This is a genomic window from Stenotrophomonas sp. Pemsol (assembly GCF_003586545.1).
In the GTDB taxonomy this organism is placed as follows: Bacteria; Pseudomonadota; Gammaproteobacteria; order Xanthomonadales; family Xanthomonadaceae; genus Stenotrophomonas; species Stenotrophomonas sepilia.
On the sequence record NZ_CP025780.1, the window covers coordinates 2062794 to 2086393 of the forward strand.

At 65.4% G+C, this 23600-nt stretch carries 27 protein-coding genes and 3 pseudogenes; 13 read left to right on the forward strand and 17 right to left on the reverse strand.

Annotated features, from left to right (window positions below; translation table 11 throughout):
- The 8 genes from PEM_RS09595 to moaA all read right to left on the reverse strand — a co-directional run bounded on the left by PEM_RS09595 (position 1) and on the right by moaA (position 6506).
- On the reverse strand, positions 1 to 1419 hold the full coding sequence (locus tag PEM_RS09595) for a NarK family nitrate/nitrite MFS transporter (protein WP_053499738.1): 1419 nt from the start codon (positions 1417 to 1419) through the stop codon (positions 1 to 3).
- A 144-nt stretch (positions 1420 to 1563) separates the two neighbouring features.
- Entirely contained in the window at positions 1564 to 1929 is a 366-nt protein-coding gene (locus tag PEM_RS09600; RefSeq protein ID WP_053499740.1) for a hypothetical protein, read from the reverse strand.
- Positions 1926 to 2468, reverse strand: coding sequence for a molybdenum cofactor guanylyltransferase (locus PEM_RS09605; protein WP_111128614.1), 543 nt, complete (start codon positions 2466 to 2468; stop codon positions 1926 to 1928). Before PEM_RS09605 ends, PEM_RS09600 begins: the two co-directional genes overlap by 4 nt.
- Before the next feature lie 36 nt (positions 2469 to 2504).
- Complete coding sequence (locus PEM_RS09610; RefSeq protein ID WP_005416853.1) at positions 2505 to 3005, reverse strand: molybdenum cofactor biosynthesis protein MoaE; 501 nt, start codon at positions 3003 to 3005, stop codon at positions 2505 to 2507.
- Positions 3006 to 3008: 3 nt separating this feature from the next.
- On the reverse strand, positions 3009 to 3269 hold the full coding sequence (locus tag PEM_RS09615; protein WP_111128615.1) for a MoaD/ThiS family protein: 261 nt from the start codon (positions 3267 to 3269) through the stop codon (positions 3009 to 3011).
- Positions 3269 to 4522: a gephyrin-like molybdotransferase Glp gene (gene glp / locus PEM_RS09620; protein ID WP_111128617.1), complete on the reverse strand. Its 1254-nt coding sequence runs from the start codon at positions 4520 to 4522 to the stop codon at positions 3269 to 3271. The genes PEM_RS09615 and glp overlap by 1 nt, the downstream gene beginning before the upstream one ends.
- Positions 4522 to 5517, reverse strand: a complete 996-nt coding sequence (moaCB, locus tag PEM_RS09625; protein WP_111128618.1) for a bifunctional molybdenum cofactor biosynthesis protein MoaC/MoaB — start codon at positions 5515 to 5517, stop codon at positions 4522 to 4524. The genes glp and moaCB overlap by 1 nt, the downstream gene beginning before the upstream one ends.
- Before the next feature lie 8 nt (positions 5518 to 5525).
- Positions 5526 to 6506, reverse strand: a complete 981-nt coding sequence (gene moaA, locus PEM_RS09630; protein ID WP_111128620.1) for a GTP 3',8-cyclase MoaA — start codon at positions 6504 to 6506, stop codon at positions 5526 to 5528.
- A gap of 194 nt (positions 6507 to 6700) precedes the next feature.
- Here moaA and PEM_RS09635 point away from each other — a divergent pair, with 194 nt between their 5' ends.
- Positions 6701 to 7105 (forward strand): ribonucleotide reductase subunit alpha, encoded by a 405-nt coding sequence (locus PEM_RS09635; RefSeq protein WP_111128621.1) that lies wholly within the window; start codon positions 6701 to 6703, stop codon positions 7103 to 7105.
- Here PEM_RS09635 and PEM_RS09640 read toward each other — a convergent pair.
- Positions 7099 to 7428, reverse strand: a complete 330-nt coding sequence (locus PEM_RS09640) for a hypothetical protein (RefSeq protein WP_005416862.1) — start codon at positions 7426 to 7428, stop codon at positions 7099 to 7101. The genes PEM_RS09635 and PEM_RS09640 overlap by 7 nt on opposite strands.
- A gap of 573 nt (positions 7429 to 8001) precedes the next feature.
- Between PEM_RS09640 and PEM_RS09645 the strand changes: the two genes are divergently transcribed.
- Positions 8002 to 8376 (forward strand): hypothetical protein, encoded by a 375-nt coding sequence (locus PEM_RS09645; protein WP_065179221.1) that lies wholly within the window; start codon positions 8002 to 8004, stop codon positions 8374 to 8376.
- 19 nt (positions 8377 to 8395) lie between these two features.
- Here PEM_RS09645 and PEM_RS09650 read toward each other — a convergent pair whose 3' ends face one another.
- The 6 genes and pseudogenes from PEM_RS09650 to PEM_RS20275 all read right to left on the reverse strand — a co-directional run bounded on the left by PEM_RS09650 (position 8396) and on the right by PEM_RS20275 (position 12228).
- Positions 8396 to 8875 (reverse strand): hypothetical protein, encoded by a 480-nt coding sequence (locus PEM_RS09650; protein ID WP_240431616.1) that lies wholly within the window; start codon positions 8873 to 8875, stop codon positions 8396 to 8398.
- Positions 8876 to 9026: 151 nt separating this feature from the next.
- A complete protein-coding gene (locus PEM_RS09655) occupies positions 9027 to 9416 on the reverse strand; it encodes a hypothetical protein (RefSeq protein WP_061479978.1) in 390 nt (129 codons plus the stop codon).
- A 487-nt stretch (positions 9417 to 9903) separates the two neighbouring features.
- Positions 9904 to 10233 carry a hypothetical protein gene (locus PEM_RS09665; protein ID WP_005416874.1) on the reverse strand — a complete coding sequence of 110 codons (330 nt, stop codon included), beginning with the start codon at positions 10231 to 10233 and terminating at the stop codon, positions 9904 to 9906.
- Between the two features lie 312 nt (positions 10234 to 10545).
- Positions 10546 to 10986, reverse strand: coding sequence for a hypothetical protein (locus PEM_RS20265; RefSeq protein ID WP_134955520.1), 441 nt, complete (start codon positions 10984 to 10986; stop codon positions 10546 to 10548).
- 192 nt (positions 10987 to 11178) lie between these two features.
- A pseudogene (locus PEM_RS09670) lies at positions 11179 to 11799 on the reverse strand (RHS repeat protein); the annotation flags it as partial.
- Positions 11800 to 11841: 42 nt separating this feature from the next.
- The gene (locus PEM_RS20275; RefSeq protein WP_146256562.1) at positions 11842 to 12228 is read right to left on the reverse strand and encodes a hypothetical protein; all 387 of its coding nucleotides are present in this window, start codon (positions 12226 to 12228) and stop codon (positions 11842 to 11844) included.
- Between the two features lie 147 nt (positions 12229 to 12375).
- Here PEM_RS20275 and PEM_RS09675 point away from each other — a divergent pair.
- Positions 12376 to 13197, forward strand: a pseudogene (locus tag PEM_RS09675) (alpha/beta hydrolase).
- A 33-nt stretch (positions 13198 to 13230) separates the two neighbouring features.
- Here PEM_RS09675 and PEM_RS09680 read toward each other — a convergent pair.
- Positions 13231 to 14025 carry a helix-turn-helix transcriptional regulator gene (locus PEM_RS09680; protein WP_111129125.1) on the reverse strand — a complete coding sequence of 265 codons (795 nt, stop codon included), beginning with the start codon at positions 14023 to 14025 and terminating at the stop codon, positions 13231 to 13233.
- Between the two features lie 70 nt (positions 14026 to 14095).
- Between PEM_RS09680 and PEM_RS09685 the strand changes: the two are divergent.
- From PEM_RS09685 to PEM_RS09705, 5 genes and pseudogenes are all read left to right on the forward strand, one after another.
- A pseudogene (locus tag PEM_RS09685) lies at positions 14096 to 16067 on the forward strand (FUSC family protein).
- Between the two features lie 4 nt (positions 16068 to 16071).
- On the forward strand, positions 16072 to 16281 hold the full coding sequence (locus PEM_RS09690) for a DUF1656 domain-containing protein (protein ID WP_005416886.1): 210 nt from the start codon (positions 16072 to 16074) through the stop codon (positions 16279 to 16281).
- Between the two features lies 1 nt (position 16282).
- A complete protein-coding gene (locus PEM_RS09695) occupies positions 16283 to 17167 on the forward strand; it encodes a biotin/lipoyl-binding protein (RefSeq protein WP_111129127.1) in 885 nt (294 codons plus the stop codon).
- Complete coding sequence (locus PEM_RS09700) at positions 17164 to 18600, forward strand: efflux transporter outer membrane subunit (protein WP_111129129.1); 1437 nt, start codon at positions 17164 to 17166, stop codon at positions 18598 to 18600. The genes PEM_RS09695 and PEM_RS09700 overlap by 4 nt, the downstream gene beginning before the upstream one ends.
- A 134-nt stretch (positions 18601 to 18734) precedes the next feature.
- Positions 18735 to 19082, forward strand: coding sequence for an RcnB family protein (locus PEM_RS09705; protein WP_065185701.1), 348 nt, complete (start codon positions 18735 to 18737; stop codon positions 19080 to 19082).
- 51 nt (positions 19083 to 19133) lie between these two features.
- Here the strand turns inward: PEM_RS09705 and PEM_RS09710 are convergent, their stop codons facing one another.
- A complete protein-coding gene (locus tag PEM_RS09710; RefSeq protein WP_005416890.1) occupies positions 19134 to 19451 on the reverse strand; it encodes a hypothetical protein in 318 nt (105 codons plus the stop codon).
- 483 nt (positions 19452 to 19934) lie between these two features.
- Between PEM_RS09710 and PEM_RS09720 the strand changes: the two genes are divergently transcribed.
- From PEM_RS09720 to PEM_RS09740, 5 genes are all read left to right on the forward strand, one after another.
- Positions 19935 to 20567, forward strand: a complete 633-nt coding sequence (locus PEM_RS09720; RefSeq protein ID WP_240431617.1) for a hypothetical protein — start codon at positions 19935 to 19937, stop codon at positions 20565 to 20567.
- A 36-nt stretch (positions 20568 to 20603) separates the two neighbouring features.
- Positions 20604 to 21134, forward strand: a complete 531-nt coding sequence (locus PEM_RS09725) for a nuclear transport factor 2 family protein (RefSeq protein ID WP_111129130.1) — start codon at positions 20604 to 20606, stop codon at positions 21132 to 21134.
- 102 nt (positions 21135 to 21236) lie between these two features.
- Complete coding sequence (locus PEM_RS09730) at positions 21237 to 21911, forward strand: response regulator transcription factor (protein ID WP_111129132.1); 675 nt, start codon at positions 21237 to 21239, stop codon at positions 21909 to 21911.
- Entirely contained in the window at positions 21908 to 23149 is a 1242-nt protein-coding gene (locus PEM_RS09735; RefSeq protein ID WP_111129134.1) for a HAMP domain-containing sensor histidine kinase, read from the forward strand. The genes PEM_RS09730 and PEM_RS09735 overlap by 4 nt, the downstream gene beginning before the upstream one ends.
- Before the next feature lie 56 nt (positions 23150 to 23205).
- Positions 23206 to 23592 carry a diacylglycerol kinase gene (locus PEM_RS09740; protein WP_065196148.1) on the forward strand — a complete coding sequence of 129 codons (387 nt, stop codon included), beginning with the start codon at positions 23206 to 23208 and terminating at the stop codon, positions 23590 to 23592.
- Positions 23593 to 23600: the final 8 nt, after the last annotated feature.

The window sequence follows — 23600 nt, forward strand, 5'->3', positions numbered from 1 at the left end:
TCAGCAGGGTGTTTCGGCACCGCGCCGGTAGTACCACCACCAGGTCACGGCCAGGCAGGTGACATAGAAAACAACGAATCCGTACAGCGCCATGTCGGGGCTGCCGGTCAACGTAATGGACGAGCCGTAGCTCTTGGGAATGAAGAAACCGCCGTAGGCGCCAATCGCACCGGAAAAGCCGACCACCGCAGCCGACTCGATGCTGGCCTGGTGCGCGGCGGTAGCCTTGCCCTCGGCGTTGTCGTTGGCCGACCAGCGCTCATGCAGCGTGCGGAAGATCACCGGGATCATGCGGAAGGTCGTGCCGTTGCCGATGCCACTGAGCACGAACAGCGCCATGAAGCTGAGCAGGAAGCCATGGAAGTTGCCGCCCTGGCCATCGCTGGGCAGGAAGTGCAACACACCGAACACCGCGGCGATCATCAGCGCGAACACCCAGAAGGTCAGGCGTGCGCCACCCCAGCGGTCGGCCATGCTGCCACCCACCGAGCGCATCAGTGCGCCCAGCAGCGGGCCGATGAAGGCGTAGGCCAGCGGGTTCACGTCCGGGAACTGGCTCTTCACCAGCATCGGGAAGCCGGCCGAGAAACCGATGTAGGAACCGAAGGTACCGATGTACAACCAGCACATCAGCCAGTTGTGCTTGCGGCGGAAGATCACCGCCTGCTCGGAGAACGACGAGCGGGCGCTGGTCAGGTCGTTCATGCCGAACCAGGCCGCGATGGCGCACAGCGCGATGGCCGGCACCCAGATGAAGCCGGCGTTCTGCAGGAACAGCGGTGCCCCACCCTCCACCGTGGGCTGCGGTGCACCACCCAGCGCACCGAACACGCCTACAGTGATGACCAGCGGAATCACCGCCTGCGCCACCGACACGCCCACATTGCCCAGGCCAGCGTTCAGGCCCAGCGCCAGGCCCTGCTTCTGCTTGGGATAGAAGAAGGAGATGTTGGACATCGACGATGAGAAGTTCGCGCCACCGAAGCCGCACAGGATCGCGATGGCCACGAACACCCAGTACGGCGTGGCCGGGTCCTGCACCGCAAAGCCGAGCCAGAGCGTCGGCGCCAGCAGCGAGGCGGTCGACAGCGCGGTCCAGCGGCGGCCGCCGAAGATCGGGATCACGAACGAATAGAAGATGCGCAGGGTCGCGCCGGACAGGCTGGGCAGCGCCACCAGCCAGAACAGCTGGTCGGTGCTGAAGTTGAAGCCGATCTTCGGCAGGCTGATCGACACCGCCGAGAACAGCACCCAGACCGAGAAGGCCAGCAGCAGCGAGGGGATCGAGATGACCAGGTTGCGGGTGGCAACCCGCTTGCCGGTGCGCTCCCAATAGCCGGGGTCCTCCGGCGTCCAGTCGCTGATGACGCGACCCGGACGGGCAGTGCTGCGGACAACAGGATCGCTACCGACGGTCATACATGGCTCCGAGGCTGTGGAATGACGTGGGTATTGCTTTCAAGTTGTGACCCGTCGTCGTGCAGCCATTAGGCCGTGCGGCAACTACGACGGGGTTGATCTGGATCAATCAGGGGCCGGTTTTCACCCTGCCCCTGACAAATGTCAAACCGATGAAGCGGTATTGCGGCGCGTGACTCCGCGCTGGCGCACGCTGTCGCGCACGTCCACATCGAACTGCAGCTGAAGCCGGCTGCCATCTTCCAGGGCAATGTCGAATGGCAGGCCATCCCGGCACGGCAGCCGCGCCGCCAAGGCCTCAACCGCCGGGCGCGGCAGCACCAGGCGGCAGAAGGTGCCACCATCGAGCAGCACCGGCCGCTCGCCGCCATGCAGCGACACCGCCATGCCCCAGCCCTCGATACCGCCGAAGCGGGTCATGTTCTCGACCGATTCACCGGCCAGCAGGCGCGCCAGTTCGGCCTCGTCCAGGCGAAGCCGTACCGATTGGTCCTGCAACTGCACTTTCATGACGCAACATCCTCCCATTGTTCGGGGGTATTGCAGTTGACCAGCCCGGCCTCGTCAACCGGCGCCAGGGCCACGGAATTCACGCCAAGACGGCGCTGCAGGGCCTGCAGCGAGCGCGGGCCGTCCGGGTCATCCAGCATCGATCCAAGTACGTTGCGGCAAGCATCGTCTATATCCACCAGCATGGGCAGGGGGTGGCCCGTAAAGATCGTGCATGGACCGCGATGGCCGTCACGCAATTGCTGTAGCAATCGCGGCGGCAGCAGCGGTGTATCCACCGGCACCACCCAGGCCGGGCCATCGGGCATGCGCGTCGCCACGCTGTAGAGCCCGCCCAGCGGCCCGCAACGTGCCACGCGGTCCGGTATGCCGCCGAACGCCGGGTAATTTCCGCTGACCCAGACCTCGCGTGCGCCAGCCTGCATCAACAGGCCCCGCATGTGTTCCAGCAGCGTGCGCCCCTGCCACGGCAGCAGCGCCTTGTCGCGGCCCATCCGGGTGGACAGGCCACCGGCCAGCACGATGCCGGTGATGCTCATCGCAGTAGAGCCACGCCATGCGTGGCTGCGCCGGCATCAATGTTGATGATCGTGCGCATGGTCATGGGCATGTGCAGGTTCACTGTCCGCGTGGCAGAGGCTGCAGCCCTCGCTCCACGCGCTGTCGCCGTCTTCGTAATGTTCCTGCTTCCAGATCGGGCACTGGTGCTTGACCACCTCGATCAATTGCCGGCAGGCCCGGAATGCCTCGTCACGGTGCGGGCTGCCGGCGGCCACCACCACCGCCACATCGCCGATGCCGAGTCGGCCCTTGGCATGGGCCACATACAGCTTCAGCTTCGGGCCAAACGTCGCCTCGACCTCGGCGGCCAACCGCTTGAACTCGTTCAACACCAGCGGCTCGAACAGGTCGTAGGTGATCCCGGTCACCGGCCGGCCGATGTTGACGTCGCGCACCTTGCCGATGAACACATCGATGCCGCCGAAGCCCGGATCGGAGACCGCCGCGATGCCCTCGGCCGGATCGATCGCCGCCTGCGCGCGGTCCACCACCTTGGCAATGATCGTCTCGCTCATCGCTCAGCCCCCGCTCACCGGCGGCAGGATCGCCACCCGGCCATCGTCGGGCAGCGCCTCGTCGTCGCGCAGCACGCGTTGCTGATCGGCGAATGCCGAGTAATCCAGCAGGCCGGCACGGAAACCCGGCCAACGCAGTGGCAGCAGCTCGCGCAGCGCCTGGCGCAGATCGGCCACGGTGCCACCGGCCACCTCCACCGCGATTTCACGGCTGGCATCCAGATCGGAAAACGCACCGAACAACTGCAGATTCACCTGTTTCATCATGACTCCTGGCTCACCAGCTGCACCGGTTCGTGGTGACCCCAGCCCTGCACCCGCACGTAGGTGCCCGCGCTGGCCTGGTCTCCCTCGGCTTCCAGCACCACCCAGGCGTTGGCCTGCAGCATGGACTTCAAACGGAATGATTCCTGCCCGGACAGCACGCGCGCACTCAGGCGCCCCTGCGCGTCCACTTCCACCCGCGCCCGCGCATGGAAACGCAGGCCCGGCGGCGTGCGCACGTCGGCCTGCAGCGGCAACGTCAGCACCGGCTCCGGTGCCAGCCCCAGCAGGCGGCGCAGCACTGGCTCGACGAAGAAGCGCTGGCCCACGGCAGCGGAGACCGGGTTGCCCGGCAGGCCGAAATACAGCGCGCCATTGGGCAGCACCGCAAACAGCAACGGCTTGCCGGGGCGGATCGCCACCTTGTGGAACACGATGCGCGCACCCCGTCCGCGCAGCGCGTCGGGAACGAAATCGTAGCGGCCGGCCGACACCGCGCCGGTGCTGATCAACAGCTGCGCACCCGCAGCCAGCGCTTCATCCAGCACCGCATTGAACGCGGCCACGTCGTCGCCCACCGTGCCCTGCCACACCACCTCGGCACCGGCGGCCTGCAGGCGGCCAACCAGGTACGGCCGGTTGCTGTCACGAATCTGCCCGGACGCCAGCGTCTGCGCCGCCTCGGTCACCAGCTCCTTGCCGGTGGCGATCACTGCCGCCTTCGGCCGCGCCACCACCGCCACCTGGCCCACGCCGATCGCATGCAGCAGGGTGCGCGCGTTGATATCCAGCACCTGCCCGGCCTGGAGCACGCGCTCGCCGTCGCTTACATCCTCGCCGCGCAGGCGCACGTTCTGGCCCGGCTTCACCAATCCCTTCAGGGCAATGCGGGTCGGGCGGCCGTCCTCGCTGGAGAGGATCTCCACATTCTCGACCGGCACCACCGTGTCCAGCCCAACCGGCATGCGCGCGCCGGTCATGATTTCCCAGGCACCCTCGCCGCCTTCGGCACCGGCATCGCCGGCCGCCTGCCAGCCCTGTACCCCGAATTCGGTACCGGCTTCGAATGCCACGCCGTTGGCGCGCAGCGCGAAGCCGTCCATCGCCGAATTGTCGAACGGCGGCAGCGACTGTGCGCTGTGGATGTCACGGGCCAGCGTGCGGCCCGCGGCCTCGTGCAGCGGCAGGCGTTCGGCCGGCAGCGGCGTGGCCGCGTCCAGCAGGTGCTGCAAGGCTTCGCTATAGGCAATCATCAGTGGCCACCACCCTCGACCATTGCCAGTGCGTGGCCCAGTACCGGCGCCAGGATGTCCAGGCACTGCGCCGCCGCCTTCGGGCTGCCCGGCAATGCAAACACCAGCATGTTGCCCAGCTGCACCACCTCGGCGCGGCTCAGCCAGGCCATCGGCGTGTGCTGTGCGCTGAGTGCCCGCACCATCTGCGCCAGGCCATGCACCGGCCGCGCATTCAACGAACGCAGCGCCTCCGGGGTCAGGTCACGCGGGCCCAGCCCGGTACCACCGGTACACAGGCACAGGCGCACGCCCTCGGCGGCCAAGGCCTGCAGGCGGCCCGCCAACGGCTCGATGCCATCGGGCAGTACCTCGGCGGCTACCACCTCGCCCCCCAGCTTCTTCAGCCCGGTCACCAGGGTCGGGCCAGAGATATCCTCATAGGTGCCTTCGCTGGCGCGATCGCTCAGCGTGATCACCGCGCAGGCCGCGCCCTGCAGCCCCTTCGGCGCACGCGGCTTGAACCGCTCGCGCTCGGCCTCGTCCATGCCATCCGGGTGCAGCCAGACACCGCGCTTGCCGCCTTCCTTGAACAGCAGGCGGATGCCTTCGATGCGCAGCGCCGGTTCCACCGGCTTGCTCAGGTCGTACAGGGTCAGCAGCGCCGCGTTGACGCCGGCCAGTGCCTCCATCTCCACGCCGGTGCGGGCCTCGCTGGCGCACTCGCACCACACGCGGATCGCCTGCCGTTCCGGCACCGGCACGCAGAACACCTGCACCAGTTCCAGCGGCAGCGGATGGCACAGCGGCATCAGCATCGACGCCATCTTGGCACCCTGCAGGCCTGCAATCTCGGCCATCACCAGCGCATCGCCCTTGGGCAGGCGGCGCTCGACGATCAGCGGATAGGCCACTGGACCGGCATGCAACTCGCCCACCGCCACCGCACGGCGGCGGCTGATGCGCTTGTTGCGCACATCGGCCATGTGGAAGGCCGCGTTCAATTCCCCACTCATCGTGTTGCTCATCCTCCGATGGAGGCCAGGTGCGGGGTCAGCCCGGTCTGGCCCTGGTGCAGTCCATGCCCGGCCGCTTTCAGGCCAAGCTGGGTGGTGATGCGTGCCAGCAGCGCGTCGTGGTCCTCATCGCGCTGCAGCAGCGGTCGCAGTGGCACGCCGAACTCGCCGAACAGGCACAGCCGCAGGTCGCCCTTGGCGGTCACCCGCAGGCGGTTGCAGCCTTTGCAGAAGTCACGCGAATACGGCGCGATGATCCCAATGCTGCCGCGATGGTCCGGATGACCGAACTCGCGCGCCGGGCCGGCATCGGCCGCGCGCGGGCGCTCGTGCCAGCCCGCGGCCAGCAGCTGCTCGATCACCCGATCGGCGCGCAGGTGGTGGCGCTGGAAATAGGCTTCGTTGTCGCCGGTGCGCATCAGCTCGATGAAGCGCACGCTGAAGGGGCGGTCACGCAGGTAGTCCATCCACTGCGGCAGCTCGTCGTCGTTCAGGCCACGCAGCAGCACCGCGTTGAGCTTGATCGCCGGCAGGCCCAACGCCTGCGCCAGCGCCAGGCCCTGCTGGATCTCCGGCAGGCGGTCATGGCCGGTGATGGTATTGAAGCGTTCGCGCTGCAGGCTGTCCATGCTCACGTTCAGCGCAGTCAGGCCTGCCCGGTGCCATCCCGGCAGCCGCCGCGGCAGCAGCGTGCCGTTGGTGGTGATGGCCACCTTGCGGATGCCCGGCACCGCCGCCACGGTGGCGATGATCTCGTCCAGATCCTTGCGCAGGCTGGGCTCGCCACCGGTCAGGCGGATCTTGCTCATCCCCAGCGCGGCAAAGGCCCGCACCAGGCGGCCGATCTCCTCCACCTGCAGGAAACGCGGGTGGCCATCGGCCTGGTAACCGTCGGGCAGGCAGTAGCTGCACCGGAAGTTGCAGGCTTCGGTCAACGACAGGCGCAGGTACGGAAAGCTGCGTCCGAAACCGTCGGTGAGTTGGCTCATGGCTGGTCCACCTTGTTGCTCCACCGTCTTGCCTGTGCCCGGAACGGCCCGGATACCCTCGCCTGCTGGAACGATTGCCAGAGTACGCGGCCTTCAGTTCCATCGGCATGACTTAAATCAATCGCGTTCGGCCCCCCGCGGAAGGCGTTGTGGCAGCATGCGGCTTTCCGTGCAGCGGGCGTGTGACAACCCTCATGATGATGAACGATTTCCAGCAACTGCTGCACGCCGCCGGCGAGCAGGCTGAACCGCAACGCCTGCTGTTCGTATTCGTGCGCGCCGAGCTGCCCGAATCGCCCACCAGCGACCAGCGCGACCGGCATGACCGCCGCGAGGGCGGCACCCTGTCGCCGGTGCTGTGCGTGGACAAGCTGCCGGCCGAGGTGCCCAGCTTCCAGGCGCTGGCGGCCGAATCGACCACCACCGGCATCGACTGGGACCTGGTGTTCGTAGCGGCGCTGGATGGCCGTGGCGGTTTCGCGCCGAACAGCGACGAAGCCGCGCGCCCGTTGCAGCTGATGGTCAACGCCATCCATGGCGGTCAGATCGGCCGCTTCGCCGCCTTCGACCGTGGCGGCGAGCCCGTTCAGTTCTATTGAGCCACCAGCTGCAGGGTCAGGAAGAAGATCACCAGCACGGTGTTCAGCCCCCAGGCCACGGTCAGCCCGCGCGCCGCCACGCCCAGGTTGGGGTTGTGCGCGGTGGGCGCCGCCCGCCAGACCGCCGGGATGATCCAGCCGGTATAGAGCAGCAGCACGGCAAATACCCCCAGCAGCAGCGTGGTGCGCTGGTTGGCCAGCGCCCAGAGGGCCACCGCCCACAGAATGTTGCTGGGAATGACGCCCTGCAGCCAGAACACACTCCACAGGCGGGAACGGCCTTGGGTGTCGGGGGTGGGGTGCAGCGAAGCGGTGGCGGTCATAAGTCTCCTTCTGTTTAGGAAACGTGCTGAACAAGCCTGCGCTTGGTGGCTGGGAACGTCAACCCGAGTCGCACGTCACGCTTTGGCGCCTGTAGACGCGGGCCATGCTCGACACAGGTCGCTCCCCGCAGAGCCTGTCGTCATCGCCCCTCCCCCTTTGTTCCCTAACGCCCCCCAACCTCGACATCTGTCGCAGATTGCACGGTGCGGGCGGACCGCCGCGCCAGCCAGCGCTGGCAGTGCTTAACAGCATGGGAGAATGCCGAAAGCGTCTCCAATCGAGTGTTGTTTACAACTCTTCTGATTGGCATTGCACAGCGCCAGGGGCTCAGATGGCGTGCCACCGGAAAAGGGTGGCCGGGCTTCGAACACCCGAGTTGATGTTGATGTATGCGCTTGCCAGCCGGCGCCACCCTAGCGTGGCGCCGGCTGGCAATCCGTCTGCCGGCTATGGCGGGCGGTGCGTGGGGGCCTTCGGGCCCGCCGGACTGACATCAACCCGGTGTTCGAACCACGTACCGTCCGCCACTTTTATGGGTGGCGGCTACCGATTGCCCTGCACGGAGCCTTGCCATGAACGAGTCGGACTTCCCGCATCTGCACGCCTACCGCAGCACCGCCGGCGACGACGGTTCGCCACAAGCCGCGCCGCCAGTGGACAGGAACACCTTCATTGCCAACCTCCACCGCATCGGCTCCGGTGCGGCGGCCGACGGGCAACCCTGGCCGGAGCGTCACCAGCTGCCCGGCCGCCTCCTGGCCCTCGCCGATGCCGATTGCGCGCTGAGCGGGTTGCGGGTGGTGCTGGAAATGCTGCTGGCGGCGGAGCGCACCCGGCAGAATGGCGAACCCGGGCAGTACGTGGGCGACCGGGTGATGGAGGGGTTGGTCATGGCCTGCCAGTCGTTGTGCGCGCAGGCGGTGGGGCGCTTGCAGCCCGAAGGGTGAATGTCATGTGCAACGCCCTTCAGCGAGAACCGCCTTCCACCCGACATGCCAGCGGCGTAGCGCCCTTCGCCGAGGGAATCGCGAGTACATTCCAGCGCTCGGCCAAGGTGCGTTCGACGCGGAAAGAAAATGACCGTGCCTCGGCGGGCATCTTCCCTTCAGAGAAGCCGATGGCTATCTCGAAGCGATCCAATCCGAAGTTCCCCGCCTCCAGTCCAGAGCCATCTTCCCGCTTCACTCCGACGTAGACGACAGGGCGCTTCACGTCCACCTTTGCTCTGGCAAGCTGGCGATCCAATTCAGCGCTGCCATCGAAGTACTGCATTCCTTCGTCGTTGGCGATAGAGCTGAGGGTCTGCTTGAACCGATTCACGCCCTCTTGGTCATGCACGCAGAACTGGATCATCTTGAAGGGCCGCTTTCCTACAGCCCATGCGCCGCCAGAGAATCCAAGTCCGACTCCAATCAGAAGTAGTGCTGTCAGGATCCTCACCATCATCAAGGCCCCAGTTTGCAGAGTGTGGCGGACAACGTCGCCGCAGGGCCAAAAATCATGACCCCAAACACATCTCCGCTCGGTCTTCTCAGGCCGCTTCCCTTGGATGAGGGAGACCGTGTCGGGGGTGAGGAATCTGGGCACGGAATGTCCTTCAGGGCACTGCACCCGCCATCGGCAGATGCTCGATCCGCCATGTCCTGGCGTAGATGAGAATTACGCTTCCGGTCGAGGTGGTCTCGATACGGAAACACTTCAGGCCGGACAACGGATAGCCGACCGCCTTCCAACGATCAAGAAGATGAGCAAGCCCCGGCTCGTCGTCCTCGACCCTGGCGAACTCTATTCCCTCCTCCCCCAGTACGCCGAAGTTCATGAGCGCCGAGCACCCGTAGGCTTCCGAGAAGCAGACGGTTGCCTGCCGGCCGTCCGGCCAGCGCACGTGGACCTTTACCTCGTCGCATACGCCAGGTTTGCTCCTGTCAATGTTGATGGCCAGCAACGTGGCGTCACACCATTCGAGCAAGTTGAAATCTTCGTTCATCCACTGGAATCCGTCAGATGCATACGACGGAGGTGCGACCCCGGTCGCCCCTTCCTCTCTCTCACCGCTCCTGGAGCTCCCCAAGATTGAGATCCCGGGCATAGGAGCGCCGACTACTGATCTGCACCGGCTTGGATGCGAAACTCCGGCCGTCCCTGCATTCAACGGCGAATTGGTAGCTCTGGGGTTCCGGCCCTGCAACGACCATCATGGGGACCGAGAATGTGCTTCCAACCGGTTTCGACGAAACTACACCTTCGCCCTCCCCGAGCATGCTCAGCTCACAATCCAGAGCGCGAACGTCACCCTGACCTGGCGGCACGCTTCCCGAGACGCGCACGATCATATCGCCACCCAATGTTGCACAGCCGGCCAGAACCAGACCGGCCATGACAGCTGCGGCACACCTCACCTTTGGCATCCTCGGATCCTCAGTACGCACTGCGACGTCTCACGCATACAACCATTCAGGTACGCATCAACCTCATCAATAGATACCCGCCATGATACGAATGTAGTCGTCGAGCGAATCCACCCGCCGATTGACTGCAATACCCCGTTCTTTCGCGAGCGATTGAAGCTCGAATATTAAAACTCCATACCCCGAGTCCCAGCCATCAGCTTCACCAGGCGACAGTTCCTTCGAAAATCGATCTCCAGGACGGAGCTTCCCGGAGGGCAAACGAAGCTCGTCTGCAACATGCTCCAGCAGCTCCACTACGGTTTCCTGATCCAGGCCACTGTCCGCATAGTATTGGTCATAGAAGCCAGTTGGCGACAGCGCCTCTCTTTCTCTCATTTTTTCTTTCATTTCCATTCGCCTCCATCCACCGCCTGCGCTGCAGCCACAATAGAGCATGGAGCCGATATCCCATAGGTCCTCCCGCACAGTCGTCACCGCGGCCCAGCAATCTTCCTGCCGAACGCCAGGGTGCTTAAAGCTTGCCGGACCATCCGATCTTCCTACACGGCCCTCCCATTCGTGAACACGGACCAGTGGCAAGGTCGATTTGACACATACCCGAACCCACACGACGCTCGGCGGGAAAGTGCCGAATCAGGCACCGGGAAAGGAGACCGCCACGTGCCCCTCACGCATTTCGCTTACTGGGTGAGACCGCCCAGCCACCTATAATTTTATTCCGCTGTAAACAAGGCCCAGCTCTTCATCGCGCATGACCCAGCGGCCAACATTTCCCTCCGGACACAGATAGAACTTGCCGCCATGGCTTGACGCTCGCGACCACGCGTTGCGGGCAAACTGAGGAAATCTCCGCATGACTCGCGCGTCGGACATCTCCGGCCTGCTCATCGGCCTACATTCTTCGGGCAAAGCAAGAACCCCGCTGGTCAGGCGGAAAACCAGCCACGATTCATTTGTGTCCATGTCGTGCGACTCGCGTATGTTGACTGCATCCTCTGGCAACCATGAAGGCAACCATTTCGATTCACCGATTGCTTGCCTTGAGACGGCTTGATTGCGGTCTGCATACTCGGTGCTGGCAACTTCCATGCAACCAGAAAGTGCGATTGACAGCGTCACGATTTGGAGCAGCTTGGAAGCGTACATCTGAGGCATCCGAGTCATCAGCAAGGGAAGTTTCCACCGGGTCGATAGCTCCCGCACATCTGCGAGCAACTCCGCGTACGGCTCATTTGTCCAGATGATCGTCCGAGGCGGTTTGCCAGCTGATCCGCAGCGGAGTCAGCGGTGGAGTCGCCCTTGATGTTTTGATCGAACCACTATAGTTATCGAACCACTATAGTTGTAGAACCACCCGCTCGCATCCGTGGCCTGCTGGCCCGGGAAGCGCAATGCCAGTTCGAACGCCACACCATCACCATCCGGATCGGCACTCGGAAGCTGGTTGCCGAACACCTCGCTCTTGTTGCTCCACTCCCAGATCGCGACATCACGCGCTGGATCGATCACGACACGCGGCGTGCCCAGATGATCCGGCTGCACGTAGGCCAGCTCCGGCACGCCGGTAGCCGGCACATTGATCAGCGCCACCGGGTAGTTGTCCAGCCAGATGGCCTGCTGTTGCGCCTGGCCCGTGGCCGAGTAGTTGCCCAGCCACTGCCCTGCTTCGTCATACAGCGTGATCTGGGCAGTTCCACCGGCAGGGGTACGCAGCACGCGCTCGCCGCGATGGTTGTAGGCGTTGCTTTCCTGCACGGCATTACCCTGCTTCACCGCGTTCATGCGGTTCGCATCGTTGTAGATGAACGTCTTGCTGCCGATGCTGGTGGTATTCCCCGCTGCGTCATGGTTGCGTACCTCGCCATCCACCGCAGCCAGGCGATGGCTGGTTGGGGGATAGGTGTAGCTGGCGGTGCCTGCCGAAGTGGTCAGCGGGGTGCGATTACCGGTGGAGTCATAATTCTCAAGCCCCCTCTTCGAAGAGGGGGCTGAAAAGGCACGCTACTCTTGTGATCCACCAGCCAAATGCTGCTTTCTCCTCAAGGCAACGAGAAAGAAGGCTGTCGCAGCTAGCAACGCGCCACACGCATCCCAGATTCGGTCAAGCCACATCATCAAAGCGAAAATGGCCAGCCACATTACAGATAGTGCAAGAAACCATCCGCGCGTCAGCTTCATAGGGATCAATACACAGTTTGAATTCCAACCATAGCGCAGACGGTACCCAATGCAACCTAATAGATTGCCGGCATCCCTTCCTCCAACTGCTGCAACGCCGGCGACAAAGGGCAAAAGCAGCGTCAGATCCGACGCACCAGATGCCGGCAAGGTCAGCCGCGTTGATAGGGGGGGGCGGAAGAACCCGCAGCGCAGGCGCAGCGACCTCATGCACCATGACTTCCTGCACGGGAAGTAGGTGTTATACCTCACTACATTACCAGCACGACCTGTCGCGAGGTCGGCAGGCTGTGGCACTCCGCTGCAGACCTGACCCATCGGAAGGGCTGGCACGCGGCACGGCCCAGGGGAATGGCAATGAAGAGCAGCCGAGTGACGTTGTGGGCGCTGGCCGCGATGATGGCCGCAGTGGGCACCGCGCACGCAGGGGAAATCCAGGTGGATTGAGGCGCTTACGCACTGCAGGCCGAAGAAACGGGGTCAGGCCCGATCACCGTGGTCTTTGAATCCGGTTTCGGCCAGGGCGCGGGCGCCTGGAAGGAGGTGGTTGCGGGTCTGGGGCGCGACTACCACAGCATCACCTACGCCCGTGCGGGACTCGGCAAGTCCGGCAGCGACGGTCACCCCAAGCGCATCGATGCGCATCTGGCCGACCTCACGGCCGTGATCGATACGCTCGCACCCGATCGCCGCGTGGTGCTGGTGGGTCACTCCTATGGCGGCCTGCTGGCCACGGAGTTTGCACGCCGCCATCCGGAGCGCCTGCAGGGCCTGGTGCTGGTGGACCCGGCCACGATGGGGCAGCGCCATGCGTTCAAGCAGGCCGACAGTGCACGCGTGCAGGCAGACGATGCCCAACTGCGGGCAATGCTGCCGCCGGCCATGGCCGCCGACTATGCCGTGCTGACCGAACAGCTGGATGCACCCGGTGCGGAGACCACGCGCACGATGCCGGACGTGCCGGTGGTGCTGCTGACTGCAACCCAGCTGGCTGCCGAACCGCTGTTCTTAGAAGAAACCGCAGCGGGCAAGGCGCTCTGGAAAGCACAGCACGCCCTGCTCTTTTCGGGATTCACGCGCGGCTGGCATCGCTACCTGGCAACCGGCCACACCCTCCAGCGCGAGGACCCTGCTGCGGTGGTGGCCGCGATTCAATCGGTCTCCGACACCTCGAAGTAGCCGTTCCAGGCAACGGCTTCCCCCTGTTCCCCGCTACTGCCCGCGCAGGCGAACCGCGAAGTACCGCGCCGGGGAAAGGCCAAGCGCCTTCTTGAACATCGTGATGAAGGCCGTCACCGACTCATAGCCCAGCGTCTCGGAAACGCGTTGTACCGGTGCGCCCGCGGCAAGTTCCCGAATGGCGATGAGCAGGTGCAGCTGCTGCCGCCAGCGCCCGAAGGACAAGCCCGTTTCCCGTTCGATGAGCCGGGTCAATGTGCGCTCGCCCAGGGCCAGGCGCACCGCCCACTGGCTGATGGTGCTGCGATCTGCCGGATCCGCCGACAGCGCCGCCGCCAACGCCCGCACCTTCGGGTGATGGCTGACCGGCAGCGACAGATGCTCGGCCGGCATCTGCACCAGTTCGTCCAGCAGCACCCGCGCCAACCGGTCGGTGTGGCTGCCATGCGGGTAGTCCAGCGGCGCGTCGGCCAGGTGCAGGATCATCTCGCGCAGCATCGGCGAGATGGCCAGCGTCACGCACTGCGTCGGCAGGTCGACGACACCGGGCTCGACGAACAGGTAGCACAGGCGCGCGTTGGCGGTGGCGCGATTGCTGTGCGGCATGCCGCCCGGGATCCAGACGCCACACTGGGGCGGCACGATCCACAGCGCGTTGGCCACTTCGCAGGTCACCGCCCCATGCAGCGCAAGAATGAGCTGGCCCTTGCGGTGCTCATGCACGGGAATCTCTGCGTCGTGCTCGGCCACCTGCAGGCGGCTGGCGACCGCCGGGCGATCGGTCTCGTCCGGGTCCAGGTCAAAGCCGGGGAGCGAAATGCGAGCCATTCTCACATTGACCTGTTTTAGCGATTGGTTGTCATTGTAGCGAAATTCGCCAGTGCGGCCGATCACTAGCATGAGCCGCATGCCCTCCCCCACCCCTTTTCGTCCCCATGTGTTCCAGGCATTCGGCCGGTTGAAAAGCCCTGCCCTCAGGACCGACCAGGAAGCAGCGCTGTTCTCGCTCAAATGCCTGCTCGCCGCGTCACTGGGGCTGTATGTCTCTCTGCGGATCGGCCTGAATCGCCCGTTCTGGGTGATCGGCACGGTCTATCTGGTGTCGCAGCCCCTTTCCGGGGCAACACTGAGCCGCGGCCTGTTTCGCCTGCTCGGTACCGTGGGTGGGGCCGTCGCCACCGTCGCGCTGGTGCCACGCTTCGCCAATGCCCCCCCTGGTGCTGAGCGCCGCGCTCGCCACCTGGATGTCACTTTGCCTGTATCTGGCAATGCTCGACCGCACGCCACGTGCCTATGCGTTCCTGCTGGCCGGCTATACCACCAGCCTGATCGGGTTTCCTGCGGTGATGGTGCCGGCAGACGTGTTCACCATCGCCATCACGCGGGTGCAGGAAATCGCCATCGGCATCCTGGCCGCAACGCTGGTCCATGGGCTGGTGCTGCCGCGCCGGGTTTCGTCGCGCGTGCACGCACGGGTCGCTGCCGTGCTGGATGACGCGGAACGATGGACACGGGACATGCGCGCCGGCGCATCGGACACGGTGCTGGCGACGGACCGCTCGAAAGTGGCCGCCGACCTGCTCGAGTTGCATGTACTGTCGATCCACCTGCCCTACGACAGCGCCCACGGCGTGGCGCAGGTGCAGATCCTGCGCGCCCTGCACGACCGGATGCTGGACGTCCTGACGCTGTCCAGCGCGGTGGAAGATTCCATCGACCGGCTGCGCTCACCCCAGGCCCGCGCGATGGATTCGCCTGGCTGGCGCGAGCTGATGCAGACCGGCCTTGCCGTGCAACAGGCCGAGCTCGACCTGGCCCACGCCGACTGCCGCGTGCTGCAGGCACAACTGCACATTGCCCGCCCCGACTGGCGTCTGCATGTACCTGCCCGCCTTGCGCGACATGTGCAGGGTGCGGTACTTCACCGGGATCATCGGCTTGCCCTGCGCAGCGCGCTGGGCGCGTTCGTCGGCATCCTGCTGAGCTGCGTTCTGTGGATCGTTACCGGCTGGTCGGACGGCGCCACGGCGGTGTCCATCATCGGCACGGCGTGCGTGCTGTTCGGCACGATCGAAGCGCCTGCGCCGCATGTCATGCGCTATCTGGTGGGGTCGTTGATCGGCGTTGCCGTCGGCCTGCTCTACGGTCTGCTGATCTTCCCCGCGCTGTCCGATTTCGTCGGCCTGATTGCCGCGCTGGCGCCTGCGCTGCTGCTGTGCGGATCGTTCCTGGCCCGGCCTCCCTTCATCATGGCTGCGCTGGGTGTGGTACTGACCTTCCCGCTCATCGCCGGCCTGGGCGCGACCAATACGGTCAACATCGTCGGCGCACTCAACAACAGCGTTGCGTTGTTCATCGGTACGACGGTGGCACTGTGCAGCATGCAGCTGTTCCAGACCGCCGATGCGGGCCGCAACCGCGCACGGCTGGAGCGTTCGATCCGTCGGGATATCGCACGACACGCCGCCGGACAAGGTGATGTGACACGCGCCTGGCTCAGCCGCATGCTGGATCGAATCGGGCTGCTCGCTCCCAGGCTGCAGGGCCGTTCCAGCGCCGCGCACGACCTGCGGGCATTGTTTGCGGATGTTCGTGCGGCACGTGCATCCAGCCAACTCCGCGCACTGGACAAGTGCCGGGACAATCCGCAGGTCCGGGCGCTTCATGCACTGCTGATCGAACGCATCGCCGAGCATTTCAGGGTTCGTGCCCACCCGCCGCGCCGTATCGACACCCATCTTCTGGAAGTGCTGGACCGAATGCGCGAAGCAGTGGTTACCAGCAGTGGGGCTGATCGGGAGCATCTGTCGCACCTGCTCTGCGGGTTGCGCCGCGACCTTCTCGTACCTTTGTTCACCCACCGGCGCTGACCTCATGCTTCCTGATCTTTCGATTGACGGCGTGCTGATTCCCGGCCTGCTTGCGGTGGCCGTCGCCGCGCTGGCGCTGTCGGTACTGACCTCACGTTTCCTCGCCAGCCTCGGTCTGTACCGGTTGTTCGCCGCGTGGCCACTGGTGGGCCTGTCCCTGTTCGTGATCCTGGCGGAGCTGATGATCCGGCTCGCGCCCCTGTTCGAGAAATGAGATGAAACACACGCTTGCTGTCATCGGGCGCTGGAGCGCAACCCTGATGGTGTTCGCAATTGCCGTCGTCGCTGCACTGGCCATCTGGCATCGCTACGAAACACGCCCGTGGACGCGCGATGGGCGGGTGCGCGCCGACGTGGTGCGCGTTGCGTCGGACATGGGGGGATTGGTCACCCAGGTGCTGGTGCACGACAACCAGCGGGTGAGCGCCGGACAGCTGCTGCTGGTGCTGGACCAGCCGCGCTTCGCTGCCGCACTTGAGAAGGCCGACGCAGCGGCCAGCAGCGCACGCGCCACGCTGGCACTGGCCCGCCGCGAATCGACGCGGGACGACGCACTGGGCAACCTGGTCGCTTCGGAAACCCGCGAACGCAATGCCGCCAAGGTCGATACCGAGCTGGCCGCCGTGGCGCAGGCGCGGGCCGAACAGCGCGTTGCCCGGCTCAATGTGCAACGCACCGAGGTGCGTGCGACCACCGATGGCATCGTCACCAACCTGGACCTGCACGCGGGCGACTACCTGCAGCCGGGGGCACAGGCGCTGGCGCTGATCGACACCCGCAGCCTGCGCATCGAGGGCTATTTCGAGGAAACCAAGCTGGCCTGCATCACCGAGGGCGATGCCGCCGTGGCCCGGCTGATGGGCGACGACCACGACGTGCGCGGGCACGTGGATACCATCGCCGCCGGCATTGCCGACGATCAGCGCTCAAGCACCCACAACCTGCTGCCGGCGGTGGCGCCGACCTACACCTGGGTGAGGCTGGCACAGCGGATCCCGGTACGCATCCGCATTGACGATGCGCGGCCGGATACCCGCCTGATCGTCGGTCGCACTGCGAGTGTGACCATCACGCCCTCGGCACAGGGAACCTGCAAGTGAGCCTGCGAACACTACGCGGTGGGCTGCTTGCCCTGCTGCTGCCGATGACGGCCTGCGTGTCCGGCCCCGACTATCACCTGCCTGCGAATGCCGTCGCTGCCTCCACACGCGCGGCGCAGGCGTTCGTCTCGGGCCAGGAGGCATCGTTCAGCCACGACCCACCACCGGATCGGTGGTGGGAACTGTATGGCGACCCTCAGCTTGACGCCTACGTACGCGAAGCACTGGCGGCCAATACCGACCTGCGCGCCGCCGATGCCAACCTTCGGCGCGCCAGCGCGACCGTGCTGGAGTACCGCGCGCGCGGTGCCGTGCAAGGGGACGTGGATGCGTCGGGCACGCTCGTCCATGCCGGTGGCTACACCCAGGCGTCGGTCGCGCCGCAATCCTATGCGCTGGGCCTTCGCCTCTCCTATCCACTGGATCTTGCAGGCGGCATCCGCCGCGGCATCGAAGCCGCCAACGCCGACGCGGAGGCCATCGCTGCGGCACGCGACCAGGTCCGCGTGGTGGTCGCTGCGGCTGTCACCCGTGCCTATCTCCAGATCTGCACAAGCAATCACACGCTCGCTGCGACCCGGCATGTGCTGGCGATACAGCGCGCCACGCTGGAGGCAACCCGTCGCCTGGCTGCAGGCGGGCGTGGAACGGACTTCGATGTCAGCCGTGCCGGAGCCGCGGTCAACCGCAGCGCGGCGGCGGTACCGCACCTGCTGGCAGAACGCCAGGCCGCACTGTTCGAACTGGCCGCACTGATGGGCAAAGTCCCGGCAGACTATCCCAAGGAAGCAGGAGGGTGCCCACAGCCCCCTGAGCTGCAGCAGGCATTGCCGGTCGGTGACGGCTGGCAGCTGCTCCAGCGGCGCCCTGACGTACGCGCAGCCGAACGCAGCCTGGCCGCCGCGACTGCAATGATCGGTGTCGAGACGGCGGGTCTCTATCCGCAGATCACCTTGGGCGCCTCTTCGGGCGTGGCTGGCACACCGGCGCATCTGCTTTCCGCCGACAGTTTCGGGGCGAGCGTCGGGCCGCTGCTGTCATGGCACTGGCCCAACCGCCGCGTGGCCAAGGCCCGCATCGCAGCGGCCGGTGCCAATGCAGATGCGGCTCTTGCTTCCTTTGACGGCGCGGTGCTGCAGGCACTTCGCCAGACCGAGACTGCGCTTTCTGCCTGCACGCAGGCGCTTGAACGCGAGCGCAGCCTGGCACAGGCGCATGGGGACGCAGCGCGGGCCGCGGGACAGGCGCAGCTGCTCTACCGTTTCGGCAGGATCGATTTTCTCGATGTGCTTTCGGCCCAGGCCGCGCTGGCAGATGCGGAGTCCGCATTGGCCGCATCGCGCGCGGACCGGGTCGATCGCCAGATGGATCTGTTCCTGTCACTGGGCGGCGGCTGGGGCGCATTGGGTCCGGCCCCGGACGGGGCCCGTTGATCCTTTCCGGGGCGGCGACTGCACGTCACGCTGTGTGTTCAGGAAAGTGCCGCGCACACCCGTATTCATTCACGTTGTCTGCCCTATATTCCCGCCACAGCGCCGCATGCTGCGGCCATGACGGAGGCACATCCATGAAGACCACACGTTTGCTTGCCATCGCTTTGACCACCGCCACCGCGTTGGCTGCGGCCCCCGCCTTCGCCGATCCGCCGCACCACGCCCGCGGCAACGGCCCGCCGCCGCATGCAGGTGGCCCGCACAACCGCGATGCGCCGCCGCCGGGCTGGCAGAAGAAGGCCTGGCGTCGTGGCGACCGCCTCCCTTGGGCCGAAGTGGACCGCCGCTACTGGGTGGACGACTACGCGCGCTATGACCTGCGCGAGCCGGGCCGCGACCGGCGCTGGGTCCGGCAGTCCGATAACGAGTACCTGTTGGTGGAGATCGCCACCGGGCTGATCATCGACGCGCTGCATCGCTGACACCTCCTGCGGTGTCCCTCCGCGCGGCAGAACGCCGCGCGGAGAGATACTTCACGACCTGGGCTGTGACGATCGGCGGCGCTTATGCCCCCGACGCTGTACCTGCCTTCGCGGCCGCCCGGCATGCATGCCCTCCCGCAATGCGATATACGCGCACATCAGCGCTGTGGCAAACAGTCCCATCGCCACCAGCAGTTCGAATCCCCGATCACCGAAGAGCAGGCGGAGGGAGACCTCCAGTGAGCACAGCCTGCCACAGCGCAGGCCCTGCTCGTTGAAGCCATGGATGAGCACCAGCACGCCCATCAGCCCGCACAACGCCATCAGGGCCAGGCTTGCGATGAAGATGAAAGGTCGATGGATGCGCATGCGTTCGTCGCGGTCTTCTAGGGTGACGTCAAGCGCGACGTTGTGAGCACGCGATCGGAAGCATCCAGCTCCACCGACCAGGCTTCGTTATCCAGGCCCAGCCGGTTCTCATACCACCATCGCTGCGCACAGCGACCACTGCATCCACGGCTGGCATAGCGGGTAAAGGGAGCACCGGCGTGCTCCACCACGTCAGGTTGCCCCAGCGCCTGGAGTACTCCGGCCTTGCCCGCCCCCGGCCGAACCGAGGCAAGCGCGCGGGAATGCCACGCCGAGATTGCCGAGCAACCGGCAACGTACGCCAGGAACAGGCCGGCAAGCCCCCACATCAATGTCCTCATTGACAGATCCCCTCCTGCGCCGCGCGCCCGCGCATCATCCGCGCAGACCTTCCTCAACGTCAAACCGGCCTGTTGCGGCGCCCGTCATCCGTGCTAGCGTGCGCCGACCGATGATTCAGGATGAACACTGGGACGCCCGTCGATGGCAGGCAAGAGCCGGAAGGACAGGATCGCGCAGGAGATCGGCCTGTTCATGCAGCAGTACGCGCGCAAGGCGCAGCGCCATGCAGAACCCTGCGACCGGCCGTACGACCGGGGCTGGAAGCGCGGCTCAAGCGCTTGCCGCCCTAGGAAGTGGGTAGGCTGCTTTCCGCAGATCATGACGAGGATGACCAGCCCCGTTGCATGGGCCTGGCGCGCCATTGTCGTGACGTTCTGTATCGCGCTATGCGCCTGCGGTATGGTGATGGACAGTTCGTTCGACACCCTGCAGGAGGCGCTTGACTCCGACAGGGTGAACAAGGGGTGGATTCCCGGCTGGGTGCCGCAAGCGGCGACCGATCTGCGCGAGGTCCATGACCTCGACTCCAACACCAGCGCGCTGGCCTTCACCAAGCCTCCTGCGATACCACTGCAGCTGCCTGCGGATTGCCAGGCGACCACATTCAACAACAGTGATCCTGTTGCATTCAATCGATACTGGTGGCCTGGCAACGCGACGCTCAGTGCGTCGTACCGTGTCTTTCGCTGCGCGCCCGAATCCGGAAAATCCGTCTTCGTCGCCGTCAACACGGCCGAAGACCACGTGCTTTTCTGGCGAACCTACGCGCGCTGATGCGCGAGCGCCACCTCACTCCTCCCCAGGACCCCCATGATGCCCAACGCACGTGCACGCTCCGCCGCCCTCGCCCTTCTGCTCCCGGCGTGGCTGCCAGTCATAGCCGCGCAGAACGCCCCTGCCGACGTCAAGGCCATCGAACAGGTGGTCGAATCGTTCCGCACCTCGCTGATCAACAAGGACAAGCCGACCTACATGAGCCTGTTCTTCTCTGACAAGCCGGAAGATATCGGCTGGCAGTTCGTTTCCGAGGACGCGCGCCTGCAGGACATCCGCAAGGCCAAGCCCGATGCGATCAAGGCGCGGCAGATTCCCGCCAACAACTTCATCGCGCTGATTGACGGGGCGGTCGCCTCGCCGAAGCCGAAGGAGGAAAAGTTCTCCAACACGAAGATCGAAACGGACGGCGATGTGGCTTCGGTGTCGTTCGACTACAGCTTCCACGACGATGGGGTGAAGACCAACTGGGGCAGGGAAATGTGGCAGCTGGTCCGGACCGAGCAAGGCTGGAAGATCTTCTCGGTGATCTACTCGATCCGCGATTCACGCAGCCCGGCCGATTGAACGTCTTGAGGACGCCGAGCGCGGATTGCGATCCATTCAGCCAGGGCATTGGCATCCGGCAAGGGATCGGGCAGAGTTCGGCCACGCGCAAGGACGCTCCCAATGACCCGCCTGCTGATCATCGAAGACAACCCCGAACTGGTTGCCAACCTGTACGCCTTCTTTGAGCCACTCGGCTATGTGCTGGACGACGCCCGTGACGGCGCCAGTGGCCTGCGTCGGGCCACGCAGAACGACTACGATGCCATCCTGCTGGACCTGATGCTGCCACGCCTGGACGGGATGGCGCTGTGCCGGAAGCTGCGCCAGGAGTTCCAGAATCCGGTGCCGATCCTGATGCTGACGGCGCGCGATCCGGTCGAAGACCGCGTGCAGGGCCTGGCGCTGGGCGCGGATGACTATCTGGTCAAGCCCTTCTCGCTGAAGGAGCTGGATGCGCGGATCAAGGCCCTGGTGCGACGCGCCCAGGGCCGCCAGGTCGACAGCGTACTGGCGTGGAAGGACCTGCAGGTCGATACGCGGTCGCCGCAGGCCTGGCGGCAGGGACGCTGCATTGCGCTGACGCCCACCTCGCACAAGCTCCTGTTGTGCCTGGTACGCGCGGCACCCTCCGTGGTCCGCAAGCAGGAGATGGAATACCTGGTCTGGGGCGACGAGCCACCGGACGGCGGCGCGCTGCGTACCCACATCCATGAGCTGCGCCTGCAGGTGGACCGCAGTTTCGACACCACGCTGATCGCCACAGTGCACAGCGTCGGCTGGCGCATGCCGGCGTGACCCCCGCCGCTCTCTACCGGCGCCTGACCCTGCGCACCCGCATCACGATTTCGTTCGTGCTGCTGATGGCCGGCGCCATGGGCTTCATCGTTCTGGCCGAACAGGTGGACTACGACCAGGTACGGGCCGCCGTCGTTGGACGCACCCAGGACAGCCAAGTACGCCGCCTGCAGGACGAACTGGCTCGTGGCCAACGCCCCGCCCTGCCCTCCGGCAGCGCACTGTACGATGCCCGGAACGTACCTGTGGTGCTGCGCCAGTATGGCCTGGGCTACCACGGCGAAGCAGCACCCAACGAGTGGCACCTGCGCGTGTTCGACAGTGGCGGACAGCGCTACTACCTGCTGCAGGACGCGGCGCCTTATGGCTATCTGGAATACCTGATCAACGCCTTTGCAGCGCTGGTCATTTCGATCTGCGTGCTCGGCGCTTTCCTGATCGGTCGCAAGGTGGCGTCGCACGTCATCGCGCCCATCACGCAGTTGGCCGATGCCGTGCAGAGCGGGCGGAAGCCCTTTCCCTGCCAGGACGCACGCGACGAGATCGGTGTTCTGGCCCGCGCCTTTGCCCGGCACAGTGATGAACTGGAGCGTTTCCTGCACCGCGAGCAATGCTTCAGCGGCGATGCCAGCCATGAGCTGCGTACGCCGCTGGCCATCATCGGCGGTGCTGCGGAAACCCTTGCCTGCCAGCTTCCTCCTGACAGCCATCTGGTTCCCAGCGCGGAGCGCATCCTGCGTACCACCCAGGAGATGCAGCGCCAGTTGTCCTGCCTGCTGTTGCTCTCACGTTCCCCCGGCTCAGTCCCGCGCAGCGAGGTGGCTTTGCGTCCGTTGATCGAGTCCTGCGTGGAGCGCTGCCAGCCCTGGCTGGCCGGCAAGCCGGTCGGCATCACAGTTGATCCCGGTCGCGAGGTAACGATGCACACCAATCCGGACCTGGTACACAGCGTGATCTGGAACCTGACGCGCAACGCCTGCCAATACACCGAACAGGGCAAGGTCCGGATCACCCTGGACACCACCGCACTGATCATCGCAGACACCGGCCCCGGCCTGCCCTCCAGCATCGACCCGCAGCAGTTCCAACGATTCGTGCCCGGGGCACCGCACAGCGGCGAAGGATTGGGACTGTCCATCGTGCAGCGCATCGTCGAACACCTTGGCTGGACAATGACGGTACAGTCCTCGGAGCGCGGCTGCCGGTTCGCCCTGCACTGGCCTGCGGCCCGCATCTGACGTATTCCTGACAGCGACGTGCACATGCTCGGGGTTGTCCCAACCTCGAGAACGGCATGCAGCACCCCAAGCACAGCGGCAAGTATCCGCACGGCAAGACCGGCCTGAGCCGCATCTTGCACACCCTGGTCCATTCGCGCGATGGCTTCATCGCGACCTTCCGCGGCGAGGCCGCCTTTCGCCAGCTGCTGCTGCTGCACGCGCTGTTGATCACTGCGGCGTTCGTGCTGGACATCAGTACAACCGAGCGCGCGTTGGTGCTGGCGGTCTGCTTCATCAGCCTGGTGGTGGAACTGCTCAACTCGGCAATCGAGGCCGTGGTTGATCGCATCTCGCTGGAGCAGCACCCGCTGTCGAAGAACGCCAAGGACATGGGCAGCGCCGCACAGACCACCGCGTTGTTGATGGTCGGCGCGGTGTGGGGCGTGATCCTGCTGGGCTAGGCCGGCAA